Raw genomic sequence first — 19183 nt, forward strand, 5'->3', positions numbered from 1 at the left:
CAAGAATTGATATAATTGGAATAGGAATACAGGATAAAATATTGGGTAATAAGGAGTAATTATGAAAGTAATACTGGTGGATGACGAGAATTTAGCCTTGAGCTACTTGGAATATCAGCTGATAAACAGCGGCTATGGTCCGATTGAAATTATGGGTAAATTCACCAACCCCTTTGAAGCTAAACAATTCGCAATGAAGAATGACAGTCTTCAAGTTGTCTTTTTGGATATCCATATCCCTGAGATAAGCGGACTTGAATGGGCTGAGCAAGCCTTAGAATGGAATCCCCATTTACATATTGTATTTGTAACCGCCTATGACCAATTCGCCATTTCGGCTTTTGAGTTGAATGCTTTGGATTATTTATTGAAGCCCGTTAAGAGGGAGCGGTTAGTCAAAACCCTGCAGCGTGTAGAAGAGCGTCTCCGCGAGGCAACTGCGCCGTTACATCGTAACAAAGCCGGGCTGCGAGTAACCATGCTCCAACAGCTGCTGATCGAGGAAAAACCGGGGCAGCTTTCACCATTACGGTGGCGAACAACAAAGGCTCAAGAGCTGTTTGTTTATTTGCTTCAGCATCGAGGTCAGATCATACGTAAGACAACCCTTGCCGATCTGCTCTGGCAGGGCTTCGAGCCGAATCGCGCGAATTCCCAGCTCTATACGGCAATCTATCATATCCGCAAGACATTAGAGCCGTTTGCACATCATCTGGAAATAGCTAGCACGTCGGAGGGCTACATGCTGTCCCTCCGGGATGTCACATTGGATGTGGAGGAATGGGAAGGGCGAATCGGTGCCAATGTGCCGATTACTGCGGAAACCATCCAAGAGCATGAGCAGTCCATAAGCTTATATAAGGGAGATTACCTGGAAGAATGCGATTATTGGTGGATTGAAGGGGAACGGCACCGGCTGAAGATGTTATGGATTCGAACCGTCCTGCAGCTTGCCTCCTGGTATGCTTCCTGCACTATGTATGACCAGGCCATAGAGAAGTATGCAGAAGTAACTCGGCGTCATCCCCAAACGGAGGAGGCGCACTTTGCCTTGATGAAGTTATATGCCGATATGGGTCAGTCCCAATCGGTACATCGCCAATATGAGCAGCTCCTGAACGTATTGTGGGAGGATCTTGGCGCAATGCCCAGCCATGCCATCACAAATTGGTATCAGCAGTGGAAGAGCAATAAGGAATGAACCTTTGAGGTTCATTCCTTATTTTGGTATTCTAAAGGTTACGGTCGTACCTTGATTCAGCTTGCTCTCTATCTCCAGTCCTCTGCCGTACAGCTGTTTAAGGCGCCGGTTCGTATTGCGAAGTCCAATTCCACCCTGATCGCTTGTCGGGGAATCGAGCGCTTTTCTCATCTGGTCGGTATCCATTCCTACACCATTGTCGCGAACCGAGATATTTATATCATTATCGTGACGGGCTATTTGGATGGATACTATCCCTCCAGAGGAACGGGTTAATAATCCATGTCTAACCGCATTTTCCACTAACGTCTGGATAGAAAGCGGAGGCACTTGAAAATACAGTTCATCCTCAAGCATCCACTGAACCTCAAGCCGCTCCCCGAAACGCTCTTTTTCAATATACAAGTAACTTTGAACAAGCTCAAGCTCACGTTTAACGGAAACCACGCTGTCGGTATTGTGAAAGTCAAAGCTAGTCCTCAAATAGTTGCTGAAATGCTCCAACAACGCCTGCATTCTGGAGATATCTATTGTTCCTAGAGCGGAAATGGTGTTAATGGTGTTATAGAGAAAATGGGGCTGAATCTGGGCTTGCAGCCATGCGGCCTCAATCCGTAACCGCTCTTCTATCGAAATTTTAAGCTCTGTCCATGCACGAACACGGGACTTCAATTCCAGTGAGCTTACCGGTTTGGTCACATAGTCGTTGGCCCCCGATTGGAAGCCCGCTTGGATATCTTCCGGTCGGCTGCGCGCTGTTAACAACAAAATAGGAAGCTCGGAAGCCGAGTATCGTTCCCGAATGATTCGGGCCAGCTCGTACCCGGACATGTGCGGCATCATCGCATCCATAATCAATAAATCAAAATCAGCCTGCTCCAGGTTGGCCAATGCCTCTGCGCCGCTAAGAGCGGTACTGACCTCATAATGCTGTCCGCCAAGCATATCCGACATGATTTGTAAGTTCACAGGATCATCGTCAATTACCATGATCTTAGGCCAGTTTCGAATGAGAGTCTCCGTCATCCCTCCGTGTTCCGGAGAAGCCTCTGCGGCAGCGGCCGACTCATCCATAAGGAATTGCGGGATATATTCCAAGCGATTTGTCTGCTCATCTTCCCCGGACAAAGGAATTGTAAACATGAAGGTCGAGCCTTCACCAAGGATTGATGTCACATGCAGCTCTCCGCTCTGGAGTTCGACAAGCTGCTTGCAAATGCTTAACCCAAGCCCGAAACCGCCATAGGAGGACGTATTTGTATTCCCCTGTTCATAAGGAAGAAACACACGCTGCTGCGTATCTTCGTCCATGCCGATTCCCGTATCGCTGATTTGGATCCGTGCCATTCCGTTTACAAGATCGGCGCGGATCGTAATCCTTCCTTCATCGGTAAATTTAACGGCATTATGCAGCAGATTAAACATAATTTGCGTGAGCCGGTGCTCATCTGCCTTGACAGAGGGAAAGCGATCCGGTATATCCACTATTAATGTAATGGGCTTGCCTTCAAGCAGGAACCGAATCATCTCAACCGTTCCGGAAACAACAGATTGAACCCTTACATTCCCCAAGCGTAATTGAAGGGCTCTGTCCTTCAAACGTACAATATCCAGCAAATCATCTACCATCAGGGACATGCGCCGGGCGACCGAGACCTGCAATTCCAATCTAGTTTTTTGCGCTTCATGGACAGGGTGATTCGGATCGTCCAGCAGATTTTGGGCAATGTTGATAATACCATGAAGCGGATTACGCAATTCATGTGACGTATTGGCCAAAAATTCGTCTTTCACTTCGTTTGCCTGCTTAAGCTCTTCGGCAAGCTCCTTCGTACGGGCAACAGAGCGGAAGAAGCGTTTAAACCAGAAGGCGGCAAAGGCCAGCACCGTGAAAATTAGGTCGAACGGATAATGCATGAGTTCGTAAGAAAAAATTCTGGGACTGAATAGGGTCCAGAAAATATTCATTCCAAGACTGGTGCAGCATATCAGCAAATAAATAACGTCCTCTTGTTTTCTGACGGCGGCCCGAAGAATACTGCTTGAGACGACGACGGATAGAACCAGCACAGCAACTAATAAGCTGCTCATTGTAGGCAGCGTGAGTTTGGATGGGAACAAGGCGACAAAGCCGGCATAAGCTGCGCAAAAAATAGAAAACCAACGGACCGCCGGGATATTTCCGTGTTCCGGGAACATATTCTTAAACAGCGGGGGCAGGAAGGCCATTACACCAATATAAGAAAGCAGCGTAATCTTAACGGTTACCTCGAACGATTGAGGAAACCAAAGAAAAAGCAGCCTGTCGTCTGCCGCTATAACGCTTATCAGAGCACAAAAGATGGTTAGTGCGAAGTAATTCAGCCCTCGATTTCCGGCACCAAGAAAATAGAGCATCAGCGCATACGATGCGTGTACGAATAAGACAACACTCAGCAGCAGCTGAAGGGTAACAGAGAGTAGGGTTCGGTGCTCGACGGCTTCCTGAGTTCCGAATCGGATGGATTTGACGATTCCACCTTCGCCCGCATGGTTGGAAACGGGGATCCATATGTCTAAGCTGCTGCTATCTCTCGGCAAGGTTACGGTATAGGGAATTCTACGGGCCTCGTAGGAGTCGGGGGCCTCTGCAGGAAGGCCTGTACCACCCGCCAGCTTTCCGTTTACATAAACAGCCGAAGCATTTTTAATCCCATTCGTTCGGATACTATAGGAATTTTCTTCATGCTCATCCAGCAGAATACGAAGTCGATAAGTGCCGTAACGAAACGAAGTAATCTCTGAACGTGCCTTATCAAAATAGGCATCCCACGCGCCGGGCACAGCAATATATGAATTATTCCCTTGGTGCACTTGTTCCCGTGAAGCTTCCTCCACAGAACTGACAATCCGATTGGGGTAAAATTCCCACTCGCCGTCTAGAACGATAGTTCGGTCTTTCGGAAGCGTCCAGCCTCGAAGGTCGAGGACTCCTCGCTCCACTTTCGGATGAATCACCGGCTGCTGCAGACTGACCACAGACAAACGCAATGCCGTGATTCCGATAATAAAAACGGTGATGATCAGCACCATCTTCCTTCTCATAAGAACATCATTACCCCAGTCATATAAAATGTGCAAGTTTAGTTAGCCTGAACTGAAATTACCCGGGATTCGTATCCTGGAAAGGCTCATCATATACCCTTGCCCTATTGTACACTCCGAGTTTCTAATATTTCTAGTATTTTTCGCTATGGAAGATTGTCGAGAAATTGTAGAGGTGACTATGGCATAATAAATGAAACCGTCAGACATGCCTCAAGAACTGGAATAGATGGGATCAACTGTTGTGATTGTCGTACAACAGCAGGAGTGAATGATATGCACATCGAGGGCAGTTACAATTATTATATAGTCGCTTTATCGGTAGTGATTGCGATCTTGGCATCCTATTCCGCTTTGAACATAACCGCGAAGATTTCGCATGCCCACGGAAGAAGCCAATTTTTTTGGCTGCTCGCAGGGGCGTTTGTTATGGGTAACGGCGTATGGTCCATGCACTTCGTCGGCATGCTGGCTTTCCATCTTCACGCAACGGTGGAATACAATATATGGCTTACTTTACTTTCCATGCTGGCCAGTGTCATCTCCTCGTTCATAGCCTTCTATATCACCATGCCCAAAAACATCAATTGGGTTAAAATTGCCGTAGGCGGTCTGATCATGGGTGCCGGAATTGTCACCATGCACTACATGGGAATGGAAGCTATGATCATGACTGTCGACCTGTCTTACGACAAGAAGCTTTGGACCGCCTCGGCGATCATCGCTTTTGCAGCTTCTTATGCCGCGCTGTTTTTGTTTCTACGCTTTCGCAGTCAACCGTCGGCGAGTTGGCTTAAGTGGCTGTCTTCTATAATAATGGGTTTTGCTATCTGCGGGATGCACTATACGGGGATGAAGGCGGCCCAGTTTCATGGACACGACGGGATGATGGAGCAAGCCCCTTCCGTTGACATCTTCTTGTTATATGGTGTAACGGTTACTGTATTTATCATTTTTTTCATTTCTTGGGGTGCCATCTATTTTGACAGGCATGTTCTTGAACGAATGGCCTATCAGGACACTATCACCGGTCTGCCGAACCGTAATGAGATGAACCGTTTTTTTGCTATGCATAATGGGAACGAAACGATAGGCATTCTCTTCCTGGACCTCGACCGGTTCAAAGCTATCAATGATACCTTAGGGCATAATATCGGGGATTTGCTTGTTCAAGAGGTTGGTTCCCGATTGAGGGAATTTATTCGCACAGACCAGGTTGCATTCCGAATCGGCGGGGATGAATTCTTGATTATCGTAAAGAACTGCAATCAGGAGCGGGCGGAGATTGTAGCTGACAAAATCCTGAAAAGCATAAAGCAAGTATATTATATCGATGGAAATGAGCTTTATGTTACGGGAAGCATCGGAATCAGCATCGGCACGATTCAGGAATCCGACAAGCTGCATCTGCTCAAGACCGCTGACACGGCGATGTATAAAGCCAAAGGACTTGGAAAAAACCAGTATTGCGTTTACACGGAGGAAATGGGCTTCCAAGAGGTCCGCAGGATGGAATTAGAAAAGGATTTGCAGCAAGCGCTGGAACATAGGCAATTCTATATCGTTTATCAGCCGAAGTGGGATGTGAGAACGAACCGATTATACGGGTTCGAAGCGCTGATTCGCTGGCAGCATCCGAGATTGGGTCTTATTTCGCCGGGAGAGTTCATTCCGATTGCGGAGGAGACGGGACTTATCGTTCCCATGACCAGGTGGACGCTGGAAGTGGCATGTCAGCAAATGAAAGAATGGCAGTCGCAAGGAATTCTGCAGCCGGTATCCGTGAATCTCTCGGTGCGTCTATTCCACTCCGACAGCTTGGCGGAAATGATCGAGCACACATTGAATACGGTAGGCCTTGAGCCGCGGTATCTCGAATTGGAAATTACCGAGTCGATGGTATTTTTCGATATCAACGACATCATACGCCAGCTTCAAAGCCTACGGAACCTTGGGGTTAGGGTTTCCATGGATGACTTTGGTACCGGATATTCTTCCATCGGGCTGCTGGATCGCCTCCCGATTGATGCATTGAAGCTGGACCGGTTGTTTACGAACGATCTGAATACACCAAGCAAAAGGGCTATTATTCATGCGATTATCCTAATGGCCGAAAATCTCAAGCTTGATGTGATCGCCGAAGGCGTCGAGCATCAGGAGCATATCGATTTCCTGACACAGCTCGGCTGTTATGTGATGCAGGGATATTACTACGGCAAACCAATGGACCATCAGAATATGGAGCTGTGGCTGGAGCGCTACAAAAAAACGAAGCATGATTCTATGGATGCATGACATTGTACTAAGCTTGTAACAGTGGAAAAGTAAGTTTCCATTCCATTACCTAATGCGAAGTTGTGATAAGATTATGGTGAATATTGCCCATTTTATTAAGCTAAACAGCATAACGATAATGAACCGGCATGGGAGGTTTGCTGTCACCTTGGAAGGTGTTACCTCTAACGGGCGGACCCACGAATTAGTGGTCGGAGAATGGAATTTGTACAAAGAGGCGCTAATATGTGCAAGAGGGTTTGCAGCATTGTTTCAGTTTCCCATTAAGGGGATCATAGACCAGGCACCGCCCAAACGCTGATGCCCGAACTTCGCGAGTCCATACTCCAAATCAAATGATTGCGGGAAGGTACCCATGAAAAGAAACGTATTGTCTGCGCTTCTTATTGGTGCAGGTGTATTCATCATTGCTTTTCCAAGTATTGTGGAAACATATCATGATCGTCAACAGCAAGCTCTGATTCAAGAGTGGCAGAACGCCTTTGAAACGATTAAGAATGTCGAGGACTCTTCTCTGGAACCAAGTGAAGCTGTTTCACCGCTCGGGGATGATGCAACCGGTACTACCGTTTCCGACGCTCCCGCATCGAAACGCGAACGGGTTCCGTTAAGCGAGAACATGGTCGGTTTGCTGTATGTCGACAAGATCGATTTGAAGCTTCCCATCTTAAAGGGGGCGAGCCCGGAAAATTTGAGAACGACGGCTGCCAGCATTGAAAATACCGGCAATGTCGGTGAAATCGGCAATTTCGCTGTTGCCGGCCATCGTAACCGTACCTTTGGCCGTAATTTCAATCGGCTGGACGAACTCGCACCCGGCGACGCCATCGATGTCGACAACGGAAAAGAGACATTCCGCTATCAGATTACGGAGAAGCTGTACGTTGAACCGCATGAGGTTTGGGTTCTGGAGCCGAAGGGAACGGAGAGGGAAATTACGCTTGTAACGTGCCATCCGGTGGATACGGGTACACACCGCTTGATTATTAAAGGAAAAATCATTGAGAATGTGCAGTATGGAGTTGAGATCGCCAGCTAAATATGCGATTTAATAGACGTGCCGTTTTTTTTCTTCTTGAAAAGAAACGGCTTTTTCTTTTCCTTTTTTGACATTTTTTATTCATTGTAGAGATCTTGTAGAGATGCGTTGGGTACAATCTACATTGGCATCTTAGAGAATGACGTAAGGAAGCTTTGAAAGCGAGTGGAAAGGGAGGGGAACGCCAAAGTATAGTCAGATAAAAAGACGTAATATTCTGGTAGGAGATTGACCGAACGGAGGGAAAGAGCTTTTGAAACGGAAAGGGAATCCTGTGGGTACGCTCGTGCTCACCATTCTGTTCATGCTGCAAACGTTGTTCGGGCCTGTCCTGCTGCCCGCGGCTCACGCCGCCGGTGCGGAAATTACGGAGAACATACTCAAAAATTTGAAGGTAACGATTACGGACCAGCATCAATCCGTAACCGTGTCCGTGTATGACGATCCGCAGGTCGCGCTGCTGAACATCGATTGGGAGCAGAACGCAAAGGTTAGACTGGACTACGATTGGGCACTGCCGAACGGCCATGCTTATACAGCCGGTGACACCTTCAGGTTTCAACTGCCGGAGCAGTTTAAGCTGTTCTCCGGAAGCTTGAACTTCCCGCTGGAAACGGGAGAAGGCAGTGTAGGCAGCTTTGTCGTCAATCATCTGACGAATCAAGCGGTCATGACGTTTAACAACCAAATCGAAGAGCTGGAAAACATTCAAGGCTCCCTTTGGTTTGAAGCGGAATTCGACAAGACCAAATTCCACAACGATGTCACACAGCAGATCGTATTTGATGTAAAAGGCAATACCTTCTTTGCCTTTACGATGCATTTTAAACCGAATGTAGGCAGTACCATTGAGAAAAAAGGTTCTGCCAAGCCAGGTTCGTACAACGCAAAAACGATCGACTGGACCGTTGACGTCAATAAAGTGACGGACGTTGTATACGGAGCGGTCGTGACGGACGAGCTCCCTGACGGACTGACGCTGGTACCGAATTCGATGAAAGTCTTCGAATTGGATGTGAAGCTGGACGGTACCGTTATCCAAGGAGCTGAAGTCAACCCGAACGACTACACGATCGGAAAGACGGCCGGCAACAAAGATTTTACGGTAACCCTGGGGAATATTGCGAAGGCTTACCGCGTTGCCTATTCTACGGATATTGTCGACCTGCAAAAGCTTACCTTCAACAACACGGCAACCTTCTCTCATAACGGTAACCCAAGCGGCGTCAGCAGTACGGCTCCAGTTACGGTACAGAGAGGTAGTCATTTAGCCAAAAAGTCAAGTGAGTATGATAGGGAAACGCAGCGAATCACCTGGGAGATCGAGTACAATTACGACGAAACGGAAGTTACCGTTCCTGAACTGATTGACTTATTCAATACGTCGCAAGAGCTCGTACCGGGTACGATCCAAGTGTTTCCTGTAACCTTGAACGGCAGCGGGAATGCGACGAACGGTGCTCCATTGACAGCTAATACGCATTACACCGTGGATCCCATTGCCGAAAACGATCCGGAAGCAGAGGAGAACCTGCATGGCTTTAAGCTGACCTTCGCCAATGCCCCGATCCAGTCTGCTTACAAGATCATTTATCAAACGCGCTCGATTGACCCGGTGAAAGAACCCGTAACGATCTCCAACAAAGTCACCGAGCTTAATCATGGACCGGGTGTTGTAGGTACAAGGCCGATTCAGCCGCTGGTTATCGAGAACGCCTGCGGACCGATCGATTACGCAGCGCAAACGATCGGCTGGGAAATCAAGCTCCATGGCGGTATCAATGATTTGCCGGCAGGGGTCAAGCTTTCTAATATGCCGGGCGCCAATCTGGAGTTACTCCCGGGAACGCTGGAAATTCGCGACGCGGGCAATACGATAGTTAATCCGTCGGTTTATCAGGTCGTTTATAATCCCGGACTCAACGAACCGTTCACGATTACGTTTTCGAATCCGATCGCCGATAAGTATACGGTGGTTTACAAGACGAAATATGTTGATTTGGCCGGCGGCATCACCAGCTTCACCAATCAGGCCAAAGTAGAGTGGACGGGGCACGAAGCGTATAACAGCACGTACAAATCCGTGACTCGGAACTGCAGCCCTGTAGCGAACGTGCAGAATAACGGGTTTAAGAAGGGCCAGTATAACGTCCAAAACAAAGAAGTTACTTGGGAAGTCGGGGTAAACTACAACAGCATGAATATTCCCGACGCCATCATTACGGATGAGCTGCTCCAAGGGCAGAAGCTGGTGGCCAATTCAATTGAAATCTATCCGATGACAATTCAATCAAACGGCGCTTACGCTGTCGACAAAAGCAATCCAGTGGCTGGGTTGACCAATAACAGCACTGATACGAAGGTCGACATCGGCTTGGGACCGATTAGCACCCCGTACTTCTTGACCTTTAAAACCACGTACAACGGGGCGTTAATTAACGATTCGAAGATATATAACGCCGGCAAGCTGATGAACGGGTCCGTACAGGTAGGGAAAGATTTGACTGCCGATGTAACGGTTCCTCACGGCGGCGAGTATGTATTCAAGTCAGGCACACAGAACGGTTCCAATATCAAGTGGACCGTACATATTAACCGAGGTCTCTCTTATGTGCAGCAGGCCCGGGTGGTTGACAAACCAAGCGCCAACCAGCTTCTGCTTGAAAATACCTTCAAGCTGTACGCTACCAGCATCGCGGCGAACGGTACTGTAACCAAGGGGGCGGAGCTGCCGGCTTCGGCCTATGAGCTTAAGATTCAAACGGATACCCAAACAGGAACTCAAACGTTTGAGCTCAAGTTCAATCAACCCATCGATACGGCGTATATCCTTGAGTACGAATCATTGATTGATGCGGCACATGGAGAAGTCGTGTCCAACGAAATTGTTTTCAAAGGCGAGAACGCCGTTGAAGTTACGAAATCCGTTGAGGATGAGGTTGTCGTTTCCTTCTCCTCCGGCGGAGGAACGGGAAGCGGGATTAACCGGAAGCTAACCGTTATCAAAGTGGATGTTGACAATGCCGCTCTGAAGCTTCCGGGAGCCACCTTCAAGCTGGAGCGGCTAAAGGGCAGTATTTGGGAGGACCGCGGTACCAAAACTACCAACGCAAGCGGAGAAGTCGTATTCGACAAGCTCCTGTCCGGCACGTACAGGCTGACCGAGACCGCTTCACCAGCCGGTTATGTACTGAATGCGATACCGCTCAATTTTACCGTTCTGTTGAGCGATGGCGACAAGACGCTTAAAGTCGAAAACGGGAAAGTCCCACTGCCGGCCGATCGTAAACTTACCATCGAGAAAGTGGACGAAGACAATGCCGCATTGAAGCTTGCCGGGGCCTCCTTCAAGCTGAAGCGACTGGCAGGCGGGACATGGACGGACGTTGCCGTTGGTACGACGAATGCGAGCGGCAAATGGTTATTCGATCAGCTGCAGCCAGGTGATTACCGTGTAACGGAAACTGCCGCACCTGCAGGATATGTTCTTAATGCTTCACCGGTTAATGTTACTATCACAAACAGTGATAAGGATATCGTTGTCGGGAACAAGAAAATCGTTGTCGCTCCAATGACCTACAAGTTAACCGTTGTGAAAGTGAAAAAGGATGACCCTGCGTTCAAGCTTGCCGGAGCCTCCTTTAAGCTGGAAAGACGGATCAACGGGACATGGACCGAATTTGCTGTAGGAACGACGAATACGAACGGTGAGTTGTTATTCGACAATCTGCTTCCAAGCGAATATCGAGTGACGGAAACTGCCGCACCTGTCGGGTATGTGCTTACTGCATCGCCGTTCCATGTGACGGTCACGAACAGTGATATCGGCATTGTTGTGGAGAACGAAGAGAAGAAAGAGCCGACGACTCCTACAACTCCGACAACTCCAACAAGCCCTGCGGAGCCGACCGACTCAACGGATACAACAGACCCGACAAAGCCGACGGCTCCAACGGATTCTGTAAGTCCGACAAAACCGACGACTCCAACCGATTCGGCCAAGCCAACGATTCCAGCGGATCCAACCAAACCGGTTGAACCAACGGATTCAAAGACTCCAATGGAATCGCCAAAACCAACGGATCAGCCGGCTTCGGAAGAGGAATCGAATGAAACTCACACCAATCCGGCGGAGGACACTCCTGTTGGGGAAAATGTTGGCTTAGCTGAAAATGAGTCCAATGTAAAGGATTTGGCTGTCAGTACTACAGACCAGCCGGGTGAAGAGTCCGGTAAATCCAATGTACTTCCATCAAGCCAAGGCGGTAAACCTGCCATGCTTCCGAAAACGGGAGAAAGCAGCCCTATCATTCCGAACGTTATCGGCGGGCTGCTGATCTTCATCGGCCTGGTTATTTTCCTAAGACGTAAATCCGGTCGTTTGGTGTAACAAGCAATGGTATAAATACGATAGTTTTAACAATGAAAGATGCCTCCTTGGAGCGGTTTGCTTCAAAGAGGCATCTTTTTGTTGATCGTTAAACGTAGTTAAGCCCCGAAGCATAAGGGAACGGCACCGGAAACAGCTTGGCCAGCTGCCTGAGCGCGTCCGCATCCGCCTCGAGCTGCGGCTCGGCGTCGAAAACGAGCGAGACGAACTGACGGGCATCCAGCTCCAATGTATGTGTGCCGGCCGATAACCGAACCGCACCTGCTTCGAGCGGCTCAACCCGAACCGATTGGCTGAGCACATCCCAATAAGGCGCAAGCTGGCGGAACAGCCGCTCCGCATTGACAACGAACAGTGTAACGCTATTGTTACGTTCGGCGCTTGGCGAATCCTGAAGCGCTTGCGCCAGTTCGGTATCAAAACGCGAAACAGGCACGTCCAGCTCTGATAGTTCGTATCGTCCTACCGCTTCGGCGAGAAGGTGTGCGACCATTGGGGCCGATCCGGCCCATTCGATAGCAAGCGGACCCCTTTTCGGCTCGAGGCCATCCGGTACGGCGACAACAGCAAATGCGGCAATGCCGTTAGTCCCTTGCTCCTCCGCCACTAATACGCGGTGACGCAGCTTGACGCAGCTCGCAAATGACTCGGCGTTCATCATGCGAGCCAGCTCGGACAAGCTCTGCTCATAACGGATCGTGCGTGCAGAGGCTAAAGCATGAATCCTGAACCAATCGGTCTGCGCAAGCTCCCGTACGGTTACATGGCCTGCTTCATTCGGGTACCGGCTGTTAATTGCTGCGGCGGTCTCCGGATTCAGTGTAAAGTGAGTTACGTTCCCGAACGGGTAACAGCGGGCACGTGTGTAGAGTGAGCGGTCCCCGGAGACGAGCAGCAGTGAAGCACCTGCCGCATCGATATGCTTCTTGACCGCTTCCAGTAGCTGTCCGGCATAGCCCTTGCCGCGATGATCCGGGTGCGTGCACACAGAGCCCAGCGAATAAACGCGAAGCTGTGCGTCCCCAATCGCGATGATCGCAGGCACGACACCCATGAAAGCAACAAGCTCGCCGCTTTCGAACACGCCAAACGACTGCTCCAATTCGCGGGAAAAAACGAGAGGGAACGCTTCAGCCATAGACTTTTGTTCCCCGTCGCGAAAGGTTGCGTCAGCAAGCCTGGCAGCTGCCTCCATTTCTTGCGGACGAACGATTCTGATTTCGGTTGTCATCAAACCCACTCCTTTTTTTCGACGTTGCATCTGTCCAAATAGTAACACCAGAATCGAAAAAAGCAAAAGAAAAGTTTGATTTTATTTAAAAATGTTTGTATATATTAAGGCATATGTGAGCTGGTTCAGTGAATGAAAGTCCACAATGGGGGAATCATATGACGCGCTGGTTAGGAAGATCTCTTCATCGTAAACTGTCCTTTTTTCTGCTTATTTCCATCCTCGTTCCCATGCTGCTGCTCGGCTATTTCTCGTTTACGATGGCTTCTAACGTGACGGAGGAGAATGCGAAGCAATCCGCTATGAGCATTCTAAGACAAATCGATACAAACCTGGAATTTATCGTCCAGGATGCCGAGAACATGTCGTTGTTTCTGATCGGCCACAAAGAGGTGCAGCAGTACTTGAGCAGCGCTGAGGAGAATGCGGTCAAACAGACGCAAATGATCGAATTTTTATCCAATCTCGTTTATTCCAAGAAGTATATTTCCGACATCACTATTTACCCCAAATACATCGCCCACCCGGTATCCAACACGACCATATTCGAGTCCGGGTTACCCGATATAACCAAGGAGGATCCGGGCTATTTCGACAGGCATTCCAAATGGTGGACAACCGTGTATGAGAATCATACCGCCGCAGGTGTAAAACGGGTCATTTCTTTAGTGCGGCCCATTCGCAGCACGAACAATTTTGAGCAAATCGGCAAACTCGTCATCAGCCTGGACGAAGCCGTCGTAGAGCGCATGCTCAAGCAATCCGGCCTTAATGGCGAAGGCTACGCGATGCTGCTAGATCCAAAGGGCGGAATCCTCTCCAGCGGGTCCCGCTCTTCGTTCCGCGGTCCGGTCGAATCTGTGTTGACGGGGCTGATGCCGCTTACACAGATAACAGGGTCCTTCAACTATGGGGACCCTCCTGATGAGAAAACGATCCTCTATCTCACCGTTCCGGGGGTGAACTGGAAGCTGGTCGGAGTCATTCCGCTGGCTGAGTATAAGGCACAGAACCGCTACGTGCTCACCCTTACGGCGGTAGCGGTCGGCATCGCAGGGCTGCTCATCGCGTCGCTTGTCGTTTTTTTCGTGCAGCGGGTAACCCGTCCGCTTCGAATGCTGACGCATTTTCTGAAGGATACCGATCCGGAGGAGCCGATGCAAATGTATCCCGTTGAGTCCATGGACGAGGTAGGGCAACTGGTTCGCAGCTATAACAAGCTGGGCGAACGTATTGAACGACTCACCGGGCAAGTGAAGCACAACGAATCGCTCAAGAAGGAAGCCGACATGCAGGCGCTGCAGGCGCAAATCAACCCGCACTTTTTATACAACACGTTATCTTCGATTCACTGGATGGCGCTGATGAACAAAGATATGAAAACCGCTGAGATGGTCGGCAACCTGAGTGACTTTCTCCGCTTCAGCTTAAACAAGGGAGCCCAGTTCTGCTCTGTCGAGCAGGAGGTGTCTCATGCCCGTCACTATGCGAATATCCAGTCCATCCGCTTCCCCGACAAGTTCGAGGTACACTTCTTTATCGACCCTAGTCTTCACAGCCATATGATGCTGAAGCTGCTGCTTCAGCCCTTAATTGAAAATGCGCTCATCCACGGCATCCAAAAAAAGGAAGGGAAAGGCGTCATCCATGTGCATGCGGTTATGCAGGGGATGCTGATGACGTTCGTTATCGAGGATACTGGTGTCGGCATAGAACCGGGCAAGCTTCAGGACATCCGGGACCGGCTGACTCCGCCGGATGACCGTACGGTTATCGTGCAAGGAAGCTACGGGCTGCGGAATGTGCATCAGCGTCTATTGCTTCATTACGGCCACGAAGCAGGGCTTCGAATCGAAAGCACGGAAGGGATCGGCACGCGTGTCATGTTTACAATACCTGTAACGGAGGAATCCGCATCATGAGAATATTAATCGTCGACGACGAAGTGATTATCCGCACCGGTCTCAGCACCGTCATTAACTGGGAGGAGCTCGGCTTCGAGCTGCTGCCTCCCGCCGCTTCCGCAGAAGAGGCGCTAGTGCGCATTCCTGAGGAGCGGCCGCATATCGTGCTGACCGATATCCGTATGACCGGCAAAGACGGCTTGGAGCTGACAGCCGAGGTGAAGCGGCAGCTTCCGGATACGGAAATCATTATTTTGACCGGGTATGATGATTTTGCCTATGCACAGCAAGCGATCCGCGAAGGCGTCAGCGACTATTTGCTGAAGACGAGCTCCCCGAACGAAATCATCAAGGCTGCAATGGAGGCGAAGCAGCGTCTGCTGAAGCGGTGGGATGCCCAAAAGCAGGATTACATTCAGCAGACGGCTTTTCGGGGAAGCTTGCTCGAGAAGCTGCTGTCGGATGGGGGACTGGACGGGGCCTCGATAGCCCAATTCCCTCAGCTGCTGCCGAAGCTCCGCATGAACGCAAAAGTATTCCAAGTGCTGATCATTGCGGCTTCCGGTTGGGGCGATGCAACGAATTACGCAAGTGCGCTTCATTTTGCTGTGGACAATATGGCCGCGGAGCTGCTCGATTGTGAAACACTGCTTCGCAAGGATTACGTGGTCATCGTCCTATCCAGTGATGCAACCATTGACATGAATAAAGTTAAGCTGGAGCTTGGAAGAATCAGCCGGAAGCTGAAATGTAAGCTGTTCATCGCCGCCGGCTCGAGCGTGCATACGCTCTGGGACCTGAAGATATCATATAGCGAGGCGTCATTCGCTTTTACATTCAAAGGTTTCCGGGGTCAGGAAGACTATGTCACCTACGATGATGTGAAAGGGAACAAAGGCGGAAGAACCATATGCTCGCAAGAGGAGGAGGAGCAGCTCGTTTCCCATCTCAAATCCGGCAGTGCCATCGAGCTGAGGCATTGGGCGAATCAAATGATCGAAGCTCAGCTTGCTGACCCGGCCGTAACGCCTGCCTCACTGCAAGCCTTTACGGACTCGATCGTTATTTCGGGACACCGCTGGTTGGAACGGGTAACGGCGGCACTCGGAGGCGAGGAGAAGCTGCCTGAACAGCTGATGACGGACTCGCACGAGATGTCGGAAAGGCCGGAGGAGAAGCTGTTCAAGCATCTGCAGTCGCTGATGGATAAATACCATGAGCTGCTGGCGGGGGAGAGGGTCTCGTATATAAAGCGAGCAATAGCGTATATCGGCGACCATCTGGACAAGAACGTAACCTTGCAGCAGGTCGCGAAGCATGTGCATTTGAATCCGAATCATTTTAGCGAAGTATTTAAACGGGAGACGGGTCTGACTTATATTGAATTTGTTACGCGAGAACGCATTCGCCGGGCGATGGAGATGCTGGACGATTCTCCGATCAAGATCAGCGAGGTGGCGCGGCGTGTCGGATACGAGGATGTCAAATATTTCAGCCAATTGTTCAAGAAGATTTCGGGGAAAACGCCGTCGGAATACCGAACGAAGTCCTGAATATTATCCCCCCTGCGTCCGAAGTTTATCCCCTGCCCAGAAATATACAGAGCCCCTATACTAAAAATGTAACCACACAAGGGAGGTCTCGCTAATGAAAAGAACAGTAAAAACCGCTGCAGCTCTTACACTTACGACATCGCTGCTTTTGGCCGGATGCGGCACGAATAACGCCGATACAGGGAAAACTGCCGAGGGGGGCAAGGGGGAGAAGGTCAAGCTCTCCATCTGGCACAACTATACAGGTGACGATCAGCGTGCAAAGACAATGCGTTCCATCATCGAGCAATTCCAAAAGGACCACGCGAACATTGAGCTTGACGTTCAAGCAATTCCTCCGGACGGCTACAGAACACGTCTGAAAACCGTTGCAGCCGCAAACGAAATGCCTGATCTGTTCGTGATGTGGCCGGGTGTGATGACGAAGGAATTCCAAGCAGGCAACCTATTGCAACCGATCAATGCGCTTCTGGACAGCAAGCAGGAGTGGAAAAACGGCTTCCTGCCGGGCTCCTTCGACGGCTTTACAATTGACAATAACATCTATAGCGCGCCAATGGCATTGTCTCCTACATCGATTTTGTACTACAACAAAACGATTATGGAACAAAATGGGGTACAGGTGCCGAAAACTTGGGACGACCTGCTGAACGCCGTAAAGACGCTGAAGGAGAAAAAAATCACACCGATCGCTTTGGGCAACAAAGCGGCTTGGCTCGCGCAATCAAGCATCCTTAGTTCGTTAGCCGACCGCGTTACCGGCACCGAGTGGTTCTTGAAAGCGGCTGCGCAGAACGGTGCGAGCTTCACTGACCCGCAATTTGTGCAAGCGCTCCAATACTTACAGGATCTCGGCAAGGCGGGCGCCTTCCAGGAAGGCTTCAATGCAATCGATAATACGCAAATGGAGCAAATGTTCGCCCAAGGTAAGGCTGCGATGATGATTGACGGCGGCTGGGCGCTGACGAACTTTGCCGCAAACGCCTCCAAGGAAGCGATGGCCCAAATGGGTGCAACGGTTCTGCCTTCTATACCGGGCGGCAAGGGGGATCCCAATACGCTGTCCGGAGTCGTAGGTACCGGTCTTGGACTTAGCAAGAACGTTACCGGCGCTAAGAAGGATGCCGCGTTCGAGCTGATGTATGCGATGGCGGGTCCGGATGCGCAGAAGCGGGTACTGGAAAGCAACCAACTGGTCAGCTATAAGGTAACGCTCGATACGAGCAAGGTCACACCGATTTTCGCGGAAGTATATAAGCTGGTTAACAGCGTAAGGACGACACCCGTTTACGATGGAGTATTGACCTCTGCCGGAGCGGAAGCGGTTAATAACGGCATACAAGAGCTGCTGATGGGCGGCAAGCCGGCCGATATCGCTAAGAAAATTCAGGACGCGCAAGCCAAATCGCTCGGTAAATAACTCAGGCGATCCTAAGCTCCAGCCCCATTTTGTCGCGGTTTCAGCTTTCCTTCTTCCGAGGGCTTGCTGAAACCGTTCTACCTTTAACGAAAGGAGCAGCTTTATGACGACTTCCGCCCGCATGAGGGGTTTCATCACCCTAGGACTTCTTCCCGCATTGCTCTTATATTTGGTATTCGTCATTGTCCCAGTTTTTTGGTCGGCGTACTATGGCTTATTTGATTGGAAAGGCATAGGCGCAGCAAAATTCATTGGCTTCGGAAATTACCTGGAGGTTCTTCAGGATCCTATATTTTGGCTTTCCTTCAAAAACAACATGCTTGTAGTGGCCGCCTCGGTTTTCGGACAAGTGCCGATCGCACTTCTTTTGGCATTATTCCTGCTTAAAAATACATGGTTCCACCGGTTTATCCGTTCCGCTGTCTTTATGCCGATGGTGTTGTCCTCGGTTGTCGTAGGTATTATATGGGGTTACATTTATCACCCGGAGATCGGTATTCTGAATTTCCTTCTGGAGCGTCTGGGACTCGGCTCGTGGAAGCAGCAATGGCTGTCCGATTCGCGAATATCGATGTATGCACTGATGGTGCCGATTATTTGGAACTATATTGGTCCCTATCTGATCATGTTTATTGCCGCCTTGCAAAATATATCCAGCGAAATTGAGGATGCGGCGAAAATCGACGGTGCCGAGAATGCGCGCAAGCTGTTCTCCGTTACGCTCCCCATGATTTGGGATACGATCAAGGTCGCGGTCGTGCTCTGCATCTCAGGCAGCTTGAAAGCGTTCGATCTGATTTATATTATGACAGGCGGCGGGCCGGCGCACTCGACGGAGCTGCTCGCCTCCTATATGTACAACAACACGTTTTCGATTTACCGGTTCGGTTACGGCAGCGCCGTGTCCACTACCATAATATTGCTGAGTCTGATCTTGATTGCAGGCAGCCAATATTTGATGAAACGAGATTACCGTTAAGAGGAGGCTCCGATAATGAAAGCACACGTTCATTCCGTAAGGGCATCCTCCTTGAACAGGACAGGAAGCCTCCGCAACTGGAGGGTC

At 49.9% G+C, this 19183-nt stretch carries 10 protein-coding genes; 8 read left to right on the plus strand and 2 right to left on the minus strand.

Features of this window, described 5'->3' with window-relative positions:
- The first annotated feature begins 61 nt into the window (after positions 1–61).
- A complete protein-coding gene (locus RAC89_RS25125) occupies positions 62–1201 on the plus strand; it encodes a response regulator (RefSeq protein ID WP_306616479.1) in 1140 nt (379 codons plus the stop codon).
- Between the two features lie 18 nt (positions 1202–1219).
- On the opposite strand, the gene RAC89_RS25130 is transcribed toward RAC89_RS25125, so the two are convergent.
- On the minus strand, positions 1220–4285 hold the full coding sequence (locus RAC89_RS25130; protein WP_306616480.1) for a hybrid sensor histidine kinase/response regulator: 3066 nt from the start codon (positions 4283–4285) through the stop codon (positions 1220–1222).
- A 276-nt stretch (positions 4286–4561) separates the two neighbouring features.
- Here RAC89_RS25130 and RAC89_RS25135 point away from each other — a divergent pair, with 276 nt between their 5' ends.
- The 3 genes from RAC89_RS25135 to RAC89_RS25145 all read left to right on the plus strand — a co-directional run bounded on the left by RAC89_RS25135 (position 4562) and on the right by RAC89_RS25145 (position 12009).
- On the plus strand, positions 4562–6580 hold the full coding sequence (locus RAC89_RS25135; RefSeq protein ID WP_306616481.1) for a bifunctional diguanylate cyclase/phosphodiesterase: 2019 nt from the start codon (positions 4562–4564) through the stop codon (positions 6578–6580).
- 355 nt (positions 6581–6935) lie between these two features.
- Entirely contained in the window at positions 6936–7619 is a 684-nt protein-coding gene (locus RAC89_RS25140; RefSeq protein WP_306616482.1) for a class D sortase, read from the plus strand.
- A gap of 253 nt (positions 7620–7872) precedes the next feature.
- Positions 7873–12009 carry a collagen binding domain-containing protein gene (locus RAC89_RS25145; protein ID WP_306616483.1) on the plus strand — a complete coding sequence of 1379 codons (4137 nt, stop codon included), beginning with the start codon at positions 7873–7875 and terminating at the stop codon, positions 12007–12009.
- A gap of 88 nt (positions 12010–12097) precedes the next feature.
- Here the strand turns inward: RAC89_RS25145 and RAC89_RS25150 are convergent, their stop codons facing one another.
- Positions 12098–13240 carry a GNAT family N-acetyltransferase gene (locus RAC89_RS25150; RefSeq protein WP_306616484.1) on the minus strand — a complete coding sequence of 381 codons (1143 nt, stop codon included), beginning with the start codon at positions 13238–13240 and terminating at the stop codon, positions 12098–12100.
- 158 nt (positions 13241–13398) lie between these two features.
- Between RAC89_RS25150 and RAC89_RS25155 the strand changes: the two genes are divergently transcribed.
- From RAC89_RS25155 to RAC89_RS25170, 4 genes are all read left to right on the plus strand, one after another.
- Complete coding sequence (locus RAC89_RS25155; RefSeq protein ID WP_306616485.1) at positions 13399–15162, plus strand: cache domain-containing sensor histidine kinase; 1764 nt, start codon at positions 13399–13401, stop codon at positions 15160–15162.
- Positions 15159–16697, plus strand: a complete 1539-nt coding sequence (locus RAC89_RS25160) for a response regulator (protein ID WP_306616486.1) — start codon at positions 15159–15161, stop codon at positions 16695–16697. Before RAC89_RS25155 ends, RAC89_RS25160 begins: the two co-directional genes overlap by 4 nt.
- Before the next feature lie 94 nt (positions 16698–16791).
- On the plus strand, positions 16792–18117 hold the full coding sequence (locus tag RAC89_RS25165) for an extracellular solute-binding protein (protein ID WP_306616487.1): 1326 nt from the start codon (positions 16792–16794) through the stop codon (positions 18115–18117).
- A 103-nt stretch (positions 18118–18220) separates the two neighbouring features.
- Positions 18221–19096 (plus strand): carbohydrate ABC transporter permease, encoded by an 876-nt coding sequence (locus RAC89_RS25170; RefSeq protein WP_306616488.1) that lies wholly within the window; start codon positions 18221–18223, stop codon positions 19094–19096.
- The last annotated feature ends 87 nt before the right edge of the window (positions 19097–19183 follow it).

The sequence above is a fragment of the Paenibacillus sp. GD4 genome (assembly GCF_030846225.1).
Classification (GTDB): Bacteria; Bacillota; Bacilli; order Paenibacillales; family NBRC-103111; genus Paenibacillus_G; species Paenibacillus_G silviterrae.